General features: G+C 67.3%; 16 protein-coding genes. 9 read left to right on the top strand and 7 right to left on the bottom strand.

Features of this window, described 5'->3' with window-relative positions; genetic code table 11:
* Window positions 1-76 precede the first annotated feature (76 nt).
* Window positions 77-2,038 (bottom strand): CocE/NonD family hydrolase, encoded by a 1,962-nt coding sequence (locus ABNK63_RS13110; protein WP_350015876.1) that lies wholly within the window; start codon window positions 2,036-2,038, stop codon window positions 77-79.
* Window positions 2,039-2,131: 93 nt separating this feature from the next.
* On the opposite strand from ABNK63_RS13110, the gene ABNK63_RS13105 reads away from it, so the two are divergent.
* Entirely contained in the window at window positions 2,132-2,362 is a 231-nt protein-coding gene (locus tag ABNK63_RS13105; protein WP_007804148.1) for a hypothetical protein, read from the top strand.
* Between the two features lie 183 nt (window positions 2,363-2,545).
* On the opposite strand, the gene ABNK63_RS13100 is transcribed toward ABNK63_RS13105, so the two are convergent.
* Together ABNK63_RS13100 and ABNK63_RS13095 are read right to left on the bottom strand one after the other, a co-directional pair.
* A complete protein-coding gene (locus ABNK63_RS13100) occupies window positions 2,546-4,336 on the bottom strand; it encodes an acyl-CoA dehydrogenase C-terminal domain-containing protein (protein ID WP_350015875.1) in 1,791 nt (596 codons plus the stop codon).
* A gap of 26 nt (window positions 4,337-4,362) precedes the next feature.
* A complete protein-coding gene (locus ABNK63_RS13095) occupies window positions 4,363-4,839 on the bottom strand; it encodes a hypothetical protein (protein WP_350015874.1) in 477 nt (158 codons plus the stop codon).
* 191 nt (window positions 4,840-5,030) lie between these two features.
* Between ABNK63_RS13095 and ABNK63_RS13090 the strand changes: the two genes are divergently transcribed.
* The 8 genes from ABNK63_RS13090 to ABNK63_RS13055 all read left to right on the top strand — a co-directional run bounded on the left by ABNK63_RS13090 (window position 5,031) and on the right by ABNK63_RS13055 (window position 12,707).
* Window positions 5,031-5,498 (top strand): SET domain-containing protein-lysine N-methyltransferase, encoded by a 468-nt coding sequence (locus ABNK63_RS13090; protein ID WP_007804142.1) that lies wholly within the window; start codon window positions 5,031-5,033, stop codon window positions 5,496-5,498.
* 88 nt (window positions 5,499-5,586) lie between these two features.
* Window positions 5,587-6,105: an RDD family protein gene (locus tag ABNK63_RS13085; RefSeq protein WP_350015873.1), complete on the top strand. Its 519-nt coding sequence runs from the start codon at window positions 5,587-5,589 to the stop codon at window positions 6,103-6,105.
* Entirely contained in the window at window positions 6,105-6,785 is a 681-nt protein-coding gene (locus ABNK63_RS13080) for an RDD family protein (RefSeq protein ID WP_007804138.1), read from the top strand. The genes ABNK63_RS13085 and ABNK63_RS13080 overlap by 1 nt, the downstream gene beginning before the upstream one ends.
* Window positions 6,782-7,759, top strand: a complete 978-nt coding sequence (locus ABNK63_RS13075) for a stage II sporulation protein M (RefSeq protein ID WP_007804137.1) — start codon at window positions 6,782-6,784, stop codon at window positions 7,757-7,759. Before ABNK63_RS13080 ends, ABNK63_RS13075 begins: the two co-directional genes overlap by 4 nt.
* Entirely contained in the window at window positions 7,749-9,284 is a 1,536-nt protein-coding gene (locus ABNK63_RS13070; protein WP_350015872.1) for a DUF4129 domain-containing protein, read from the top strand. The genes ABNK63_RS13075 and ABNK63_RS13070 overlap by 11 nt, the downstream gene beginning before the upstream one ends.
* Window positions 9,281-10,399 carry a hypothetical protein gene (locus tag ABNK63_RS13065; protein ID WP_350015871.1) on the top strand — a complete coding sequence of 373 codons (1,119 nt, stop codon included), beginning with the start codon at window positions 9,281-9,283 and terminating at the stop codon, window positions 10,397-10,399. Before ABNK63_RS13070 ends, ABNK63_RS13065 begins: the two co-directional genes overlap by 4 nt.
* The gene (locus ABNK63_RS13060) at window positions 10,396-11,400 is read left to right on the top strand and encodes a MoxR family ATPase (protein WP_056715747.1); all 1,005 of its coding nucleotides are present in this window, start codon (window positions 10,396-10,398) and stop codon (window positions 11,398-11,400) included. The genes ABNK63_RS13065 and ABNK63_RS13060 overlap by 4 nt, the downstream gene beginning before the upstream one ends.
* On the top strand, window positions 11,400-12,707 hold the full coding sequence (locus ABNK63_RS13055) for a DUF58 domain-containing protein (protein WP_350015870.1): 1,308 nt from the start codon (window positions 11,400-11,402) through the stop codon (window positions 12,705-12,707). The genes ABNK63_RS13060 and ABNK63_RS13055 overlap by 1 nt, the downstream gene beginning before the upstream one ends.
* Before the next feature lie 12 nt (window positions 12,708-12,719).
* Here ABNK63_RS13055 and ABNK63_RS13050 read toward each other — a convergent pair whose 3' ends face one another.
* The 4 genes from ABNK63_RS13050 to ABNK63_RS13035 all read right to left on the bottom strand — a co-directional run bounded on the left by ABNK63_RS13050 (window position 12,720) and on the right by ABNK63_RS13035 (window position 15,361).
* Window positions 12,720-13,247: a hypothetical protein gene (locus tag ABNK63_RS13050; protein ID WP_350015869.1), complete on the bottom strand. Its 528-nt coding sequence runs from the start codon at window positions 13,245-13,247 to the stop codon at window positions 12,720-12,722.
* 44 nt (window positions 13,248-13,291) lie between these two features.
* Window positions 13,292-13,852, bottom strand: coding sequence for a hypothetical protein (locus tag ABNK63_RS13045; protein ID WP_350015868.1), 561 nt, complete (start codon window positions 13,850-13,852; stop codon window positions 13,292-13,294).
* Between the two features lie 14 nt (window positions 13,853-13,866).
* A complete protein-coding gene (locus ABNK63_RS13040) occupies window positions 13,867-14,277 on the bottom strand; it encodes an AHH domain-containing protein (RefSeq protein ID WP_350015867.1) in 411 nt (136 codons plus the stop codon).
* A 529-nt stretch (window positions 14,278-14,806) separates the two neighbouring features.
* Complete coding sequence (locus ABNK63_RS13035; protein WP_350015866.1) at window positions 14,807-15,361, bottom strand: DUF6438 domain-containing protein; 555 nt, start codon at window positions 15,359-15,361, stop codon at window positions 14,807-14,809.
* Window positions 15,362-15,388 lie beyond the last annotated feature (27 nt).

Below are 15,388 nucleotides of genomic sequence, written 5' to 3'. Positions count from 1 at the left end.
GGCCTGCCTTCTTCGCCGACCCCGGGAGAACTGCGGCGCGCCGAACCTGAATGTCCGGGTGCGCAGTCTGCGCGCGTCAGCCGCCCACCACCGGCAGCGCGATGAAGCTCGCCTGCGCCGGGGCGTGGTAGATGCGCTGGGTGGCTTTCACGTAGTCCGCCGGCCTGGCCAGCAGGATGTTCGGCACGAAGGTCTGCGGGTTGCGGTCGTACAGCGGGAACCAGCTCGATTGCACCTGCACCATGATGCGGTGGCCGGGCAGGAACACGTGGTTGGCCGAAGGCAGGGCGAAGCGGTAGGACAGCGGCTGGTTGGCGGCGAGCGGCTTCGCCTCGGTGAAGCCTTCACGGTAGCGGCCGCGGAAGATGTCCATCGCCACGGCGAGCTGGTAGCCGCCCATCTCCGGTTCGTAGGCGACCTGGTCGGGGTAGACGTCGATCAGCTTGACCGCCCAGTCGCTGTCGGTGCCGCTGGTCGAGGCGATCAGGTTCACCTCGGGCGCGCCGCTGATGGTCAGCGGCGCGGTGAGTACGTCGCTGACGTAACTGAGCACGTCGGTGCGCCCGGACGCCTCGCGCTGGTCGTCGACCAGCCACTGCGGCCAGCTGAACGTGCCGTAGCCGATCGGCTGGATCGGACGGGCGCGGAACGGCACCGGGTGCGCGGGATCGGATACGTATTCGTCGTAGGCGGCGCCCGCGGCGGGCGCGTTGAAGCCGAGCTTGCTGCCGGGTTCCAGGTACAGCGGACGGCTTTTCGTGGGGCAGCCGTCGGCGCACGCGAGCGGCCAGCGCTCCAGTCGCTGCCACTGGTTGCTGCCGGTCTGGTACGCGGTGACGGCGGCGGTGTCGGCCTTCGGCGCGCCGTCCTTGAGGTATTGCGCCAGGTACGGGCGCAGGATCTTCTCGCGGAAATACTTCGCGGTGTCGCTGCCGAAGCGGATCGCGCCCAGCGAGCTGCCTTCCCCGATTTCCTGCCCATGATTCCACGGGCCCATCACCAGCTTGACCATGGTGCCGCTGGTGTCCTTCGGCTTGATCGCGCGGTACACGGCTTGTGCACCGTAGCTGTCTTCCTGGTCCCACAGGCTGTGCACCAGCATCACCGGCACCTTCAGCGGCTGCGCGGCGAGCAGCTTGTCGACTGCCTGGTCGCTCCAGAAGCTATCGTAGGCCGGGTGCGCCAGCAGCTTGTTCCAGAAGCCGAGCTGGCGCATGCCGTAGGCATCGGCCAGCGCGCCGGCGGAGCCGTAATGCATGAACAGGTCGTACTCGTCGTGGTAGTTCGTCCACCACTTGATCGAGTTGTCGCGGCTGCCGACCTGCTCGTAGATGTAGGCCAGGTTCTGCTGGCGGAACGCGCCGTTGTGGAACCAGTCGTCACCCATCCAGCCGTCGACCATCGGGTTCATCGGCACCGACACCTTCAGCGCCGGGTGCGGATTGAACAGCGCCATCAGGGGCTCGAAGCCGTCGTAGGAAATGCCCAGCGTGCCTACCTTGCCGTTCGACTCGGGAATGTTCTTCACCAGCCAGTCGATGGTGTCGTACGTGTCGGTGGCGTCGTCGACCGGGGTGGGATTCTGCGGGCCGTGCAGCGGCCGGTTCATCACGTAGTCGCCTTCGGAGCCGTACTTGCCCCGCACGTCCTGCACCACGCGGATGTAGCCGTCCTCGACGATGATGTCGGCCACGTTGTCGTAGCCCTGCAGGGCCGGCCCGAGGTGGCCGCTCATGCTGAGGTTGGTCAGCGCGTTCGCGTCGTACGGGGTGCGGGTCAGCAGGATGCCGGCGTGAGTGGCGCCCTTGGGCACCAGGATCACGGTATGCAGCCTGACCCCGTCGCGCATCGGCACCATCACCTCGCGCCGCTCGTAGTCGAAGCTGGCGGTGGCCGGCACGAACTTCGCCGGGGTCTCGCTGGGGTAGTTCGGGTATTTCGCTTGCGCCGTATCGGTGGCCTGCAGCAGGCCAGTCGCGGTGAGCAGCAGGGCGAAAAGGGCGGGCCGAATGCCCGCAGCGAAACGACTCGACGTCATGATGATTCCCCCGGGGTCAACTCCCGCCAGAGTAAACCCGTGGCCGCCACAGCGCGACCGCAAAGTTGGCAAGACTGTTGCTTCAGTCCAGGCATGAGTGACCATGCCTACGACATCAGCTACCTGCTGGACAGCGACGCGGCCACGGCCGAGGTGCCGGTATTGCGCGTGGCCAAGGTGCCGCCCAAGCCTGCGCGGAGCCCATCGCACATCGCCGCGGCCCAGGCAGCGCTGGCGCTGGAGCTGCTGCAGGCCGCCGAGGCCCACGAGGACTGGATCAGGCAGTACGTGCGCATGTACGGCGTCGCGGGCGACGGCGTCTGATCCCGTCGGCCTGATTCCGTCAGCCCGATCGCTTCAGCCCGATCCCGTCAGCCCGATCCCTTCAGCCTTGCGCAGCAGAAGCTGACCCGGATGGGCACATCCGGTCACTTCTGAGAAGTCGGCCCCGCACGGACAAAGGCCCGGGATCGCCCCGGGCCTTGTCGTTGAACTGCCTGCGCCGGCTCAGGCGATCGCGGGCAGCGTGTCCACGCCGGCTTCGATCGCCGCCTTGTGCATCAGCGTGCGCGGCAGGATGCGGGCGAAGTAGAACGCGGCGGTGTCGCGCTTGGCCTGCTTGAACGCGGCCGACTGGTTGCCTGCCTCGGCGGCCGCCACGCTGCGCGCCCACAAGTAGGCCAGGGTGACGTAGCCGGAGTAGTACAGGTAGTCGGTCGCCGCGGCGCCGAGTTCCTCCGGGTTGGCCGCCACGCGCTGGGCCAGGCTCACGGTGAGGTCGCTCCATTCCTTCGTGGCGACAGCCAGCGGGCCGATCAGGTTGCGCAGCGCGGCATCGGCACTGTGTTGCTGGCAGAACGCGCTGATCTCCTGCAGGAAATGCTTCGCGCCCACGCCCTGCAGCTGGAGGATCTTGCGGCCGAGCAGGTCGGCGGCCTGGATGCCGGTGGTGCCTTCGTACAAGGTGATGATGCGGGCGTCGCGGACGAACTGCTCCATGCCATTCTCGGCGATGTAGCCGTGGCCACCGTAGATCTGCAGCGCTTCCTTGGTGCACTCCTGCGCCAGCTCGGTGGTCATGCCCTTGGCGATCGGGATCAGGAAGGCGACCAGCTCACCGGCCTTCTGCCGCGCCGCTTCGTCGTTGGCGCGATGCTCGATGTCGGTCTGCAACGCGGTGTACAGCACCAGCGCGCGCGAGCCTTCGACGAAGGCGCGCTGGGTCAGCACCATGCGCCGCACGTCCGGCTGCACCAGCAGGTTGTCGGCCGGCTTGTCGGGGAACTTCGCACCCGACAGCGAGCGCGACTGCAGGCGTTCGCGGGCGTAGTTGAGGCTGTTCTGCAGCGCTCGCTCGGCCAATGCCAGGCCCTGCACGCCGACCGAAAGGCGCGCCGCATTCATCATGGTGAACATCGCGGCCAGGCCCTTGTGCGGCTTGCCGATCAGGTAGCCCTCGGCGCCGTCGAAGTTCATCACGCAGGTGGAGCAGGCGTGGATGCCCATCTTGTGCTCGATCGCACCGGCGGCCACGGTGTTGCGTTCGCCCGGCGTGCCGTCCGCGTTGAGCTTGAACTTCGGCACGATGAACATCGAGATGCCGCGGCTGCCTTCCGGTGCGTCGGGCAGGCGCGCCAGCACCAGGTGCACGATGTTCTCGGTGAGGTCGTGCTCGCCGGCGCTGATGAAGATCTTGGTGCCGCTGATCCTGTACACGGCATGGCCGTCCGCGTCCGCCGCGGCGGGCTCTGCCCGGGTCTTCAGCAGGCCGAGGTCGGAGCCGGCCTGCGGCTCGGTGAGGCACATGGTGCCGGTCCAGCGGCCTTCGACGATCGGCTTCATGAAGCGCTCGCGCTGCCATTCCTCGCCGTGCATCTCCATCGCGTGGGTGGCGCCCTCGGATAGCAGCGGGTACAGGCTCCAGGCCAGGTTGCCGGACTGGAAGATCTCGGTGGTCGCCGTGCCCAGCACGCCGGGCAGGGCCTGGCCGCCGTAGGTCTCCGGATTGGTCAGGCCGGTCCAGCCGCCTTCGGCGAACGCCTTGAACGCTTCCTTGAACGACTTCGGCGTGGTCACCGTCTGGGTGGCCTTGTCGTAATGGCAGCCCTCGGCGTCTGCCGGACCATTCGTCGGCGCCAGCAGCTGTTCGCTGAGCCGGCCGGCTTCCTCCAGCACCGCGTCGAACAGGTCGCGGGTGTGGGCTTCGCCGCCCTGCAGCGAGGTCAGGGTCGACTCGGCGCCCAGTACATCAAACAGGGCGAAGCGCAGGTCGTCGAGGGGAGCCTTGTAAGCGGTCATGGTGGTTCCTTCGTTGAATGGGGTGATCAGCGATACGTGTTGGCGATGCCCGGCACCGCCGAGATCCAGTCGCTGCCGTTGAAGTCGAACGAGCGCGGCTTGTCTTCCTGCTCGGGTTTGGCGGTGGTGCTGCCGCTGACGCGATAGGCCAGCGAACCGGCGCTGCCCTTGCCGGCAATGGCCGCGAGCGCCTGGCTCATCGCGCTGGTGGGCAGCACGTCGATGCGGACCACGTCGCCGGCCAGCTCGGGGATGTCGAGGTCGAAGTTCGCATGCAGGCGCACCGGCACCAGTTCGGCGATCTGCAACTGGCCGTCGATCGAACTGAACTTCATGCCGGCATAGCTGTTGTTCTGGATACGCACGGTCAGCTGCCACTGGCCGCCGGGCAGCACCACCAGTTGCTGGATGCTCACGGTGGGCGGGAACACGCTCTTCCTGGCCGGGCCGCAGGCGGCCAGGCCCAGCATCAGGACGGGGATGATCCAGCGCAACAGACGCATTGCCGTTCTCCAAACGATCGTTTGAAAGTCGATTCTAACCGCGTTTGGGGGGCAACTGGCCAGTGGCGGCGTCGAACATCGTCATCGCCTTGCCGCGATGCCGGCGGAAGCTCGTCCCGGCCGCCCGGTTTCGCGCTCATCCGCAAACAGGCATCATCGACGACTTGTCTCCAGCGCTGGGGTTGTACCGCATGTCACGACGTTTTATCGCGCGCCGCTCGCCGATCCACGGCAATGGCGTGTTCGCCACCGCTCCGATCGGCAAGGGTGAGGAAATCATCGAGTACAAGGGCCGCCTGATCAGCCACGACGAGGCGGACGATCTGTATGGCGACGGCGGCGAGACCGGCCATACCTTCTTGTTCACGCTCAACGACGACTACATCATCGACGCCAACCAGCAGGGCAACAGCGCGCGCTGGATCAACCACAGCTGTGCGCCGAACTGCCGCGCGCTGGTCGAGGAAAGCGCCAGCGGCGACCCGCGCCGCGACAAGGTGGTGATCGAGGCGATCCGCAACATCAAGCCGGGCGAGGAACTCACCTACGACTACGGCATCGTGCTCGACGTGCCGCACACCGCGCGCCTGAAAAAACTCTGGAAGTGCCTGTGCGGTTCGCCGAAGTGCACCGGCACGCTGCTCAAGCCGAAGCGGTAGGCAAGCGCCGAAACCGCCTTTTATACTCCATGGAAGTTGCCCGCCATGGGGGAGGGCAACATGGACAAGCAGCAAGGGGAAGGACTCGATGGAAAACAATCCGTACGCCGCACCGGCGGCCGTGGTCGACGATGCGAGCGCGTGGGACGCCTATGACCTGGAGAACCGCAAGGCCGGGCGTGGCAAGCGTCTGGGTGCTGCCTTGCTGGATGGCGTGGTCAGCCTGATCTGGCTGGCCCCGGTGATCTGGGCCGGCTACATGGCACTGGACGTCAGGAAGGGGATCAAGCCCGCCGGGCCGATGATCGCCCTGATGCTGCTGGGCCTGGCCCTGATGATCACCATCATCGTGGTGAATTGCCTGATGCTGCATCGGAGCGGCCAGACCATCGGCAAGCGCGCGGTGGACATCGCGGTGGTGCGCACCGATGGCAGCCCGATCGGCCTGGGGCGCTACATTTTCCTGCGGGTGGTGCCGGTGCTGATCCTGGGCATGATTCCGTTCGTCGGGAAGGCGGTCAACCTGATCGATCCGCTGCTGATCTTCGGCAAGGAAAAGCGCTGCCTGCACGACCTGATTGCCGACACCATCGTCGTCGACGCTTGATGATCGATACCGTCCGCGAGATCGAGACGCCGGAAGGCGTCTCGTTGCGCCTGCGTGCGGCCGGCGCTCTGCCCCGCGCGCAGGCGTGGATGGTCGATCTGCTGCTGCGCTTCGCGATCTTCTTCGTGGCGTTGATCCCGCTGGCGGCCTTCGGCAAGGGCGGCAACGGGCTGGCGATGCTGGTGATGTTCGCGTTGCTGTGGGGCTACTCGGTGGTGTGCGAGGTGTGGCTGGGCGGGCAGACGTTCGGCAAGCGCGCACTGGGCCTGCGCGTGGTCAATGCCGACGGCACGCCGGTGACCTGGCTGCCGTCGGTGGTGCGCAACCTGCTGCGGGTGGTGGATGCACTGCCGGGTGTCTACGGCGTGGGCCTGGCCTGCACCCTGATCGACCCGCATGCGCGGCGCCTCGGCGACATCGTGGCCGGCACCATGGTGATCCACGTCGCGGACCTTCCTGCCGGCCAGGAGATTCCCGCGCTGACCGCCGTGCCGCTGCCGCTGGTGCTGGCCAGCGACGAGCAGGCCGCGCTGGTCGAATTCGCCGAGCGCGCCGGCCAGCTCACCGTGCAGCGCCAGGAAGAACTGGCCAACCTGCTGACGCCGCTGACCGGGCAGCGCGACACCGGGGCGATCCGCCAACTGGTGGCGCACGCCAACTGGCTGCTGGGGCGGACATGAAACAGGAACGCTTCGTCGCCCTGCACAGCCGCGAGTGGGACCACCTGCAGTCGTGGCTGAATGCGCTGGACCGGCAGGCGAAACGCACCCTGCGCCAGGAGCAGGCGCTGGATTTTCCCGCGTCGTATCGACGCATCTGCCATCACCTGGCGCTGGCCCGCGGTCGCGGCTACAGCCATGAAGTCACCGAGCGCCTGCAGCGCATCGTGCAGCAGGGGCATCGCGTGCTGTACCAGCCGCCGGCGCCGCGCTGGCATCGCGTGATCGCGTTCCTGGTCGCCGGCTTCCCGCGGCTGGTGCGGGCGCAGTGGCGCTGCATGCTGGCGGCGGCGGTGCTGTTCTACGTGCCGGCGCTGGTCACCCTCGTGCTGATGCAGCTGCGCCCTGAGCTGGCGCACACGGTCTTCAGCAGCGCGCAACTGGCGCAGTTCGAGAAGATGTACGACCCCGCCAACGCGCAGATCGGCCGCAGCAGCGGCACCGACCTGCACATGTTCGGCTTCTACGTGATGAACAACGTCAGCATCGCGTTTCGCTCGTTCGCCTCGGGCCTGGTCTTCGGCGTCGGCGCGATCTACGTGCTGGGCGCCAACGGCCTGCTGATCGGAGGCGTCGCCGGGCACCTCACCGCGATCGGTTATGGCGGTCCGTTCTGGCGTTTTGTCGCTGCCCATTCCGCCTTCGAGCTGACCGCGCTGGTGATCGCCGGCGGTGCGGGCCTGCGGCTGGGGTTGACCCTGCTGTCACCGGGTCGCCAGCGCCGCGGACCGGCCCTGGTCGCGGCCGGCTGGATCGGGGCGCAGCTGGCCCTGGGCGCCTTTGCGATGCTGGTGGTGGCGGCCTTCGTCGAGGCGTACTGGTCGTCGATCGCCAGCCTGTCCGATGCGGTGAAGTTCGGCAGCGCCGCCGTGTTGTGGGTGCTGGTGCTTGGCTGGTTGTGGCGTGGCGGCAGGGCGGGCAGGCATGGAGCTTGAACGGATCAGCGTGGTGCTGCGCCCGCGCGTGACGCGTGAGGCGGTCGATCTTGGCGCCGCCATGCTGCGCGCCAACGCGCGCGCGGTGTGGTCGGCGTGGTTCGCCTTCACCCTGCCGGCGTTCGTGCTGTGCAATGCGCTGGGCCTGCTGCTCGACCTGCCATGGCTGGGCTGGGTGCTGGTGTGGTGGCTGAAGCCTCTGTTCGACCGGGTGCCGCTGTACGTGCTGTCGCGCGCGGTGTTCGATCGCGCGCCGGGCTGGCGCGAAACCCTGCGCGGCCAGCGCCAGTGGAGCTGGCGCAGCACGCTGGCCGGGCTGACCTGGTTGCGCATCGACAGCAGTCGCGCCCTGCGCCTGCCGCTGGATCTGCTCGAAGGCGCTACGCGGCAGCAGCGTTCGGCGCGCTGGAAGGTGCTGCGCAAGCGCATCGTGGGCGACGTCAGCCTGCTGACCTATGGCTGCCTGCAGTTCGAGCTGGTGCTGTTCCTCAGCTTCTGGATGTTCGCGTGGTTGCTGATTCCCGACGAATGGCGGCCGGAGTCGCTGGGCGAGTTGTTCCGCGGCGGAACGCAGGGCGTCTCGACCATCTGGATCGTGCTGGGCGCGGGCGTGGCCTACCTGGCGATGAGCGCGATCGAGCCGCTGTACGTGGCCTGCGGATTCGCGCTGTATCTCAATCGCCGCACGCAACTGGAGGCGTGGGACATCGACCTGGCGTTCCGCCGCATGCGCACGCGCATCGAGGCGCTGGGCAAGGTGCTGGGCGTGCTGCTGTGCCTGGGCATGCTGCCTTCGCTGCATGCCCAGGCGAGCCCGCGTGCACAGGCAAGCGTCGGTGCTCCGGAAAAACCCATTGCCACCAGCGTCGAGAAGGTGTTCGGCACACTGCCGGCCAGCGACGGAAAGCGCTTCGCCGAAGCGGCTGCGCAGGTGTATCGCGACCCGCGCTTCGGTGGCGAACGCGCGACGCGCGGCTGGCGGCTCAAGCATCCGTGGCAGACGGAACGCCAGCAACAGGAGATGCCGTTCCCCGCGTTGGGCCAGTGGCTGTCGGCGATCTTCAAGGGCCTGCTGTGGCTGCTGCTGGGCGCTGCGCTGGTGACGCTGGGCTGGTTTGCCTGGCGCTGGCGTGGCCGCTGGCAGGCCGAGCCGGAGGAGCCGGTGGCGATGAGCTCGTCCAGCCTGTTGCCCGGCGAGGCAGCCGAGCTGCCGCTGCCCGACGACCTCGCCGCGGCCACCCGCGCGCTGTGGCAGGCGCAGCGCAGGCGCGAGGCGCTGGCCCTGCTTTATCGCGGCTGCGTGGAACACACCGCGCAGCTGCTGCAACTGCCACCGTCGAAGGATGCGACCGAGTCGGACTGGCTGCATCGCGCCGGCGCGATCGAGGATGTCGCGCGTGCCCAGCGAGTGGTGGCGATCGTGCGCACCTGGCAGTTCGCTGCCTACGCCGGCCGCTATCCGGATGACGCCGCCATCGAGCAACTGCTGACGGGCTGGCCCGCGCAGGCGGGAGCACCGGCATGAACCGCCGGACGCTGACCCTTGTCCTGGTCCTGCTTGGCGCCGTGCTGCTGTTGCTGGCCGGCTTCTTCGCCACGTTCGAACGCCGGGACGTCGTCGAAACCACGCCCGCGCATGGCGAGGCCCGCTACAACCGCTTCTTCGCCCTGCAGGAAACCCTGCGGCGGCTGGAGCTGCCTGCGCGCTCGCTGACCACGCTGGACCCGAAGCATCTCTCCTTGCAGTCCGGCGACACCTTGCTGCTGGGCGACGACGCCAGCCGGGTCGATGTCGCCGATGCGGCGCGCATCGCCGCGTGGGTGCGCGGCGGCGGCCACCTGCTGCTGTCGCCGGGGGCGGCGACCGGCGCGCGCACGCCGATGTTCGACGCGCTGGGCCTGCTCGATCCGCATCCGGGCGACTATGCCTGCAGCGCTTTCGATGATGCGCAAACCAGCAAGGACGACGACAAGCTGCGCCTGTGCGGCGTGCGCTTCCTGCTGGCCGGCGCCGCCACCACCGCGGTCGAGGCTTCCATCGGCGATGCGCAAGGCGGCTACCTGTTCGCGCGCACCCGGCTGGGCAAGGGCAGGGTGAGCCTGCTGGCCAGCTTCGCCCCGATCTCGCGCGACCAGCTGAAGCGGGCGGTGGCGCAACAGTTTGCCTGGGGCCTGCTGGAACCGAATCGCGGGCGCGGCACGCTCTACATCGTGTACGCGCTGGATGGTCCGTCGTTCCTGACATTCCTGTGGCTCAAGGGCTGGCCCGCGCTGCTGGCGCTGGCCCTGCTGCTCGGCGCGTGGATGGCGATGCGCAGCGCGCGGTTGGGTCCGCTGATGCCCGCGCCGGCGCTGCATCGGCGTGCGCTGCTCGAACACGTGCACGCCGCCGGCGAGTTCGTCTATCGCCGCGACGGCGGCCGCAGCCTGCACCGGCTGGCCAGCGACACCGTGCTGGCGCGCCTGCGCCGACGCGACCCGGCCTGCGCCATGCTCAACGGCGATGCGCTGTATGCCCGCCTGGCCGAGCGCAGCGCGCTCGACGCCGCGCAGGTCGCGCAAGCCTTTCAGTCACCCGCGAACGCCCAGGCGTTCCGCGCTTCCATCATCACCCTGGCCCGACTCAGGAGCCGCCCATGACTACCGAAACCCTCGCCACTCCGGTCACGCCGCCGGCCCCGTTGTCGATCGCCGAACTGGGCGAGCAGACGCGTGCCCTGCGCGGCCAGGTCACCCGCGCCTTCATCGGCCAGGGCGACGTGTTCGACCAGGTGCTGCTGGCCCTGCTGGCCAGCGGCCACGTGCTGATCGAGGGCGTGCCGGGCCTGGGCAAGACCTTGCTGGTACGTGCGCTGGCCGCGTCGGTCGGCTGTACCTTCGGCCGCGTGCAGTTCACCCCCGACCTGATGCCGGCTGACGTCACCGGCCACGCGATCTACGATCCCAAGGCCGAGCGTTTCCAGATCCGCCGCGGCCCGGTGTTCGCCAACCTGCTGCTGGCCGACGAGATCAACCGCGCGCCGGCGAAGACCCAGGCCGCCCTGCTCGAATCGATGCAGGAAGGCCAGGTCACCATCGAAGGCCGCCGCTTCGCACTGCCCGAGCCGTTCATGGTGGTGGCCACGCAGAATCCGATCGAGCAGGAAGGCACCTATCCCTTGCCCGAGGCGCAGCTGGATCGCTTCCTGATCAAGGTGGTCATCGGCTACCCCGGCCTGGAAGACGAGCGACGCATGGTGGCCAGCGTGGTCAACGGCAAGATCGCCGCCGACCTCGACGTGTCGCAGGTGCGCCCGGTGCTGAGCCAGGCCCAGTTGATGGCGGTGCAGAAAGCGGTGGCGGCGATCCGCATGGACGAGGCGGTCACCGACTACGCCGTGCGCATCGCCCGCACCACGCGCGAGTGGCCGGGCGTGATCGGCGGCGCCGGCCCGCGCGGCGGGCTGGCGCTGGCGCGACTGGCGCGCGCCCACGCCGCCGTCGATGGTCGCGATTTCGTCACCCCCGACGACGTGCGCGCGGTGGCCCTGCCGGCACTGCGCCATCGCCTGGTGCTGGCGCCGGAGGCGCTGATCGAGCGGCAGCGGCCCGACGACGTGCTCGCCGCGCTGCTGCACAAGGTGCCCGCGCCGCGCCAATGATGCGACCTGCTCCGCTACTGCTGTGGTTGCTGCTGGGCTGGACCGTGCTCGGCGTGCTGGCCAGCCTTGGCTGGCTGCCGCTGTCCGCCTGGCTGGCCGTCGCTGTCGTGATCGCGCTGTTCGCCCTGGTCGACGTGCTGCGCCTGCGCCGGATGCCTTCGCCCGAACTGCAGCGCGACGTGGCGCCGGTGATGCCGCTGGGTCCGCCGGCCACCGTCAGCCTGCGCCTGCGCGGCGGCACGCGACGAACGCAGGCCTTGCGCCTGCACGACCTGCATCCGGGCGGCTGGGTGGTGCATGGCATGCCGCGCGACGTGCGCCTGCCGCCGGGACGGGACCTGTTGCTCGACTACAGCGTCATCCCCGATGCGCGCGGCCAGTTCGTGTTCGACGGCTGCCACGTGCAACTGCGCTCGCCCTGGCGTGCATGGACCGCGCGCCGCGTGATCGGTGCGTCGTCGACCGTGCGCGTGTATCCGAACTTCGCCTCGCTGGCCGAGCTGGCGGGACTCAGCGTGGAGCTGGCTTCGCGCAGCGTGGGCGCGCGTCTGCAGCGGCGCCGCGGCGAAGGCACCGAATTCCAGGAACTGCGCGACTACCGCGTCGGCGACAGCCTGCGCAAGATCGACTGGAAGGCGACTGCACGCAGCAGCCGGCTGATCTCGCGCGAATACCGCGACGAGCGCAACCAGCAGGTGGTGCTGATGCTGGACTGCGGCCGCCGCATGCTGGCGCAGGACGACCAGCTGGTCCATTTCGATCACGTGCTGAACGCATCGCTGGCGCTGGCCAGCATCGCGCTGCGCCAGGGTGACGCGGTCGGCATGCTGGCCTGCACCGGCCAGCAGCAACGCTGGCTGCCGCCGCAGCAGGGCAGCCTGGGCATGGACATGCTGCTCGGCGCCGGCTACGACCTGCAGGCACTGCCCGAAGCCACCGACTACCTGGCCGCGGCCAGCGCGCTGCAGGCGCACCAGCGCCGCCGCGCCCTGGTCGTGCTGATCACCAACGTGCGCGACGAAGACGACGTGGAACTGCGCGCCGCGGTCAGCATGCTGTCCAAGCGCCACCTGGTGATGCTGGTCAGCCTGCGCGAACTGGCGCTGGACCGCGCCGCCAGCGAGCCGGGCGAAGAACTTGAAGACAGCATCCGCAGCGCCGCCGCGATGCACTACCTGGCCGAACGCGACCGCGTGCACGAATCCCTGCGCCGCGAAGGCGTCAACACCCTCGACGTCAGCTGCAGCGAACTGTCCGGCGCGCTGATCGAGCGGTACCTGGCGTTGAAGCGGAGCAGCCGGCTTTGATTGGTGGGGAGGCTATGGATCTATGCGCCGCGCCTTCGTCAGGCAATATGACAGAACTGGGGCTGTACTTGAGATGCGCTGAGCTGAGAGGCGACCAGGCAGGCCTGCCGTGATGGTGCCGGCCACGAGTAGGTCAAGCCGTTTAATTGCCTCCGTCCCTTTTGTTGCGTGTTCCGCCGCGCCCGGTGGTTTCGATGTGCCAATCCAGCGCCGCGTGCCGAGTTGCTGGTCGATGCTGTTGGCCAGTTGTTCGATGCGCGGGCGTACCGCTTCGGCGGCCGGACCGGTGCAGCCGAAATAGAAGTCCACGCTGCGGCTGCCGCCGGGGCTGTCCACGGTGATCCTGATGCCGGGCTGGTCGGTCATGATCATGCCGCAGCCGTCGCTGCGACTGACGTAGCTGGCCTGCATCGCATCGAAGTCGGCGCGCGCCAGCGCGTCGTGGATCGCGGCCAGCTGGGTCGGAGTGACCTGGCCGGTGGCGTGCATGGTTTGCACGTGGGCCTGGCCGGCGAAGCGCACCTGGTCGTCAGCGGTCACGGTTACACAGCCCAAGGGGATCAGGTTGAGCTGGCCCCTTTGTTTTACCAGAGTAGCGGGGCCAGAGCGCCACATTCGATGCCGGTCAAATTCGCGGAAGCAATCAAGCTATCCATGTGCCTTTTGCCGGAATCATTGATATAGATTCTGACGTCTGCCGTCGAGGGATCTTTGAAGATGGCGGGCTCAACGGGAATCTTCAATTCATTGAACGCCTCCATTTTTACGTCCCCCAGCTCGGACATCTCGGAGCGCTCCACATTGACGCAATGGATGATATTGGTGACGTTGTAGAAGTGGCGAACCTCACCACTACCTTGGCAATCGAGCTCCAACAGTTGTCCGAACTGCAACAAAAACGGGGCCAGCATCATCCTTGCGCGCTCATTGAGAACCAATGCACCAGCGACCATCGCACTGACGTCGGCTGGCGGGCGCGGGTTCTTGCCTCGCGCGCTGTCCGCCAAGCCGACGAGCGGACGATCAAGCCAATTTTTTGGACTTCCATTCGTGTTGAAAAGTCGTTCGAGCATGTCATCCCGGTTTAGAGAGACAACCATGGCGTAGTCTCGAACAGAGGCGCATCGCAGTTCCCAGATCGTCATCTGTCTTCCCCTACTCAAAGCGTCAACACGCCCGACAGCAATTGTGACTTGATCGAGCGTAGACGTACTCGACCCGATTCGACTTCGGTCGCGCGACTCAGCTGATAGAACACCGTGAGGTGGTACGTAGCCGCATGGTGCGGGCTGTGATGTGCGGCATCTGGATAGCCAGGCAGCCCTTTGCCATAGCGAGGCAGGAAGACGCCGTTGTCGGCGTCATTGATGCCGATACCCCACACGAACAGCAGGAGTCGAGAGTTCTCCGCTTCAATGTCGCGTAGCGCGACGATGTGATGAGCACAGACATCAGCGGGCCGAGCCTGCGACGTCGCTTTCGTTACGTTCGTGGATAGGGAGCGACGATGGTTGTAGTCCTTTCGCTCAGCGTTGGCCAACAATACTTCCGCTGAGGTTGGCAGGGTCATACCGTTCCGGTATCTGACACGTGCCTTCTGTTGGCGAACCAACAGCGAGTTTCGAACATCATACGAATTGAAGTTGCGTCCGTTGGATGCAGTCCGACTGCTTGCAATGGTCAGATTCAAGATATCCGCTGGAGTGTCCAGGTCGGGCGCAAGCGAAGAGATACTGCCTGTTTTTGTCGGTTCTTCTTCCTGTGTGGTTGGCATGTCTTGAGCGGCGCCTCAGTTTGCTACAAAAGGCGAAAGGTGTCAGGACAATTTGAACGCATGGAGAAGGCCTATCGACCGCACGGCGATGAATCAGCCTGTCCTCTCTTCAACTCTCGACCGAAACCGATCTGTCCCCAACACCTTCTGTTGCTGCAAGTGGAGGCGCATCTCTTCGACCAGTTCGTCGGGCAGCACCTCGGTGATCAATGGGGCCGGTAGTTGAATTCCGCTCTTTGATCGTGGTCTGTCACCATGAGTCGTATATACCTGAAGAGTCGGCGGACGGTGTCCGCCCTACGCGCGGGGCGCCGGTGGCGTCTGCTCAGCGCTCCACGTGCTCCACCGCCCCCGGCGGTTTCGGCGTACCAATCCAGCGCCGGGTGCCGAGTTGCTGGTCGATGCTGTTGGCCAGTTGTTCGATGCGCGGGCGTACCGCTTCGGCGGCCGGGCCGGTGCAGCCGAGATAGAAGTCCACGCTGCGGCTGCCGCCGGGGTTTTCCACGGTGATCCTGATGCCGGGCTGGTCGGTCATGATCATGCCGCAGCCGTCGTTGCGGCTGACGTAGCTGGCCTGCATCGCATCGAAGTCGGCGCGCGCCAGCGCGTCGTGGATCGCGGCCAGCTGGGTCGGGGTGACCTGGCCGGTGGCCTGCATGGTTTGCACGTGGGCCTGGCCGGTGAAGCTGACCTGGCCGGCGGCGGTCACGGTCACGCGGTACGCGGGGCAGTTGCCGAAGCAGGTGCTGCGTTCGAGGGTGATGCTGCTCTCGGGCATGGGCTGGGCATCATCGGCCTGGGCGCGTACGGCGCAGGCGCCCAGCCACAGCATCGAGCCGGCGAGCAGGCCGCGCAGCAGCAGGGTGCAAGCTGGCTTCATCGTGATGCTCCGTGTCGGTCGGGGATG

It is taken from the genome of Rhodanobacter sp. IGA1.0 (genome assembly GCF_040208325.1).
Taxonomy (GTDB): domain Bacteria; phylum Pseudomonadota; class Gammaproteobacteria; order Xanthomonadales; family Rhodanobacteraceae; genus Rhodanobacter; species Rhodanobacter spathiphylli.
The sequence above is the reverse complement of the archived record's forward strand: the minus strand, read 5'-3'. Positions and strand labels throughout refer to the sequence as shown.

Excerpts from the sequence above, each read along its gene's own strand:
- ABNK63_RS13100 (WP_350015875.1), bottom strand. The coding sequence starts at position 4,336 with ATGACCGCTTACAAGGCTCCCCTCGACGACCTGCGCTTCGCCCTGTTT.
- ABNK63_RS13065 (WP_350015871.1), top strand. The coding sequence starts at position 9,281 with ATGAACCGCCGGACGCTGACCCTTGTCCTGGTCCTGCTTGGCGCCGTG.
- ABNK63_RS13110 (WP_350015876.1), bottom strand. The coding sequence starts at position 2,038 with ATGACGTCGAGTCGTTTCGCTGCGGGCATTCGGCCCGCCCTTTTCGCC.
- ABNK63_RS13040 (WP_350015867.1), bottom strand. The coding sequence starts at position 14,277 with ATGACCCTGCCAACCTCAGCGGAAGTATTGTTGGCCAACGCTGAGCGA.
- ABNK63_RS13095 (WP_350015874.1), bottom strand. The coding sequence starts at position 4,839 with ATGCGTCTGTTGCGCTGGATCATCCCCGTCCTGATGCTGGGCCTGGCC.
- ABNK63_RS13055 (WP_350015870.1), top strand. The coding sequence starts at position 11,400 with ATGCGACCTGCTCCGCTACTGCTGTGGTTGCTGCTGGGCTGGACCGTG.
- ABNK63_RS13035 (WP_350015866.1), bottom strand. The coding sequence starts at position 15,361 with ATGAAGCCAGCTTGCACCCTGCTGCTGCGCGGCCTGCTCGCCGGCTCG.
- ABNK63_RS13060 (WP_056715747.1), top strand. The coding sequence starts at position 10,396 with ATGACTACCGAAACCCTCGCCACTCCGGTCACGCCGCCGGCCCCGTTG.
- ABNK63_RS13090 (WP_007804142.1), top strand. The coding sequence starts at position 5,031 with ATGTCACGACGTTTTATCGCGCGCCGCTCGCCGATCCACGGCAATGGC.
- ABNK63_RS13045 (WP_350015868.1), bottom strand. The coding sequence starts at position 13,852 with ATGACGATCTGGGAACTGCGATGCGCCTCTGTTCGAGACTACGCCATG.
- ABNK63_RS13085 (WP_350015873.1), top strand. The coding sequence starts at position 5,587 with ATGGAAAACAATCCGTACGCCGCACCGGCGGCCGTGGTCGACGATGCG.
- ABNK63_RS13070 (WP_350015872.1), top strand. The coding sequence starts at position 7,749 with ATGGAGCTTGAACGGATCAGCGTGGTGCTGCGCCCGCGCGTGACGCGT.
- ABNK63_RS13080 (WP_007804138.1), top strand. The coding sequence starts at position 6,105 with ATGATCGATACCGTCCGCGAGATCGAGACGCCGGAAGGCGTCTCGTTG.
- ABNK63_RS13075 (WP_007804137.1), top strand. The coding sequence starts at position 6,782 with ATGAAACAGGAACGCTTCGTCGCCCTGCACAGCCGCGAGTGGGACCAC.
- ABNK63_RS13105 (WP_007804148.1), top strand. The coding sequence starts at position 2,132 with ATGAGTGACCATGCCTACGACATCAGCTACCTGCTGGACAGCGACGCG.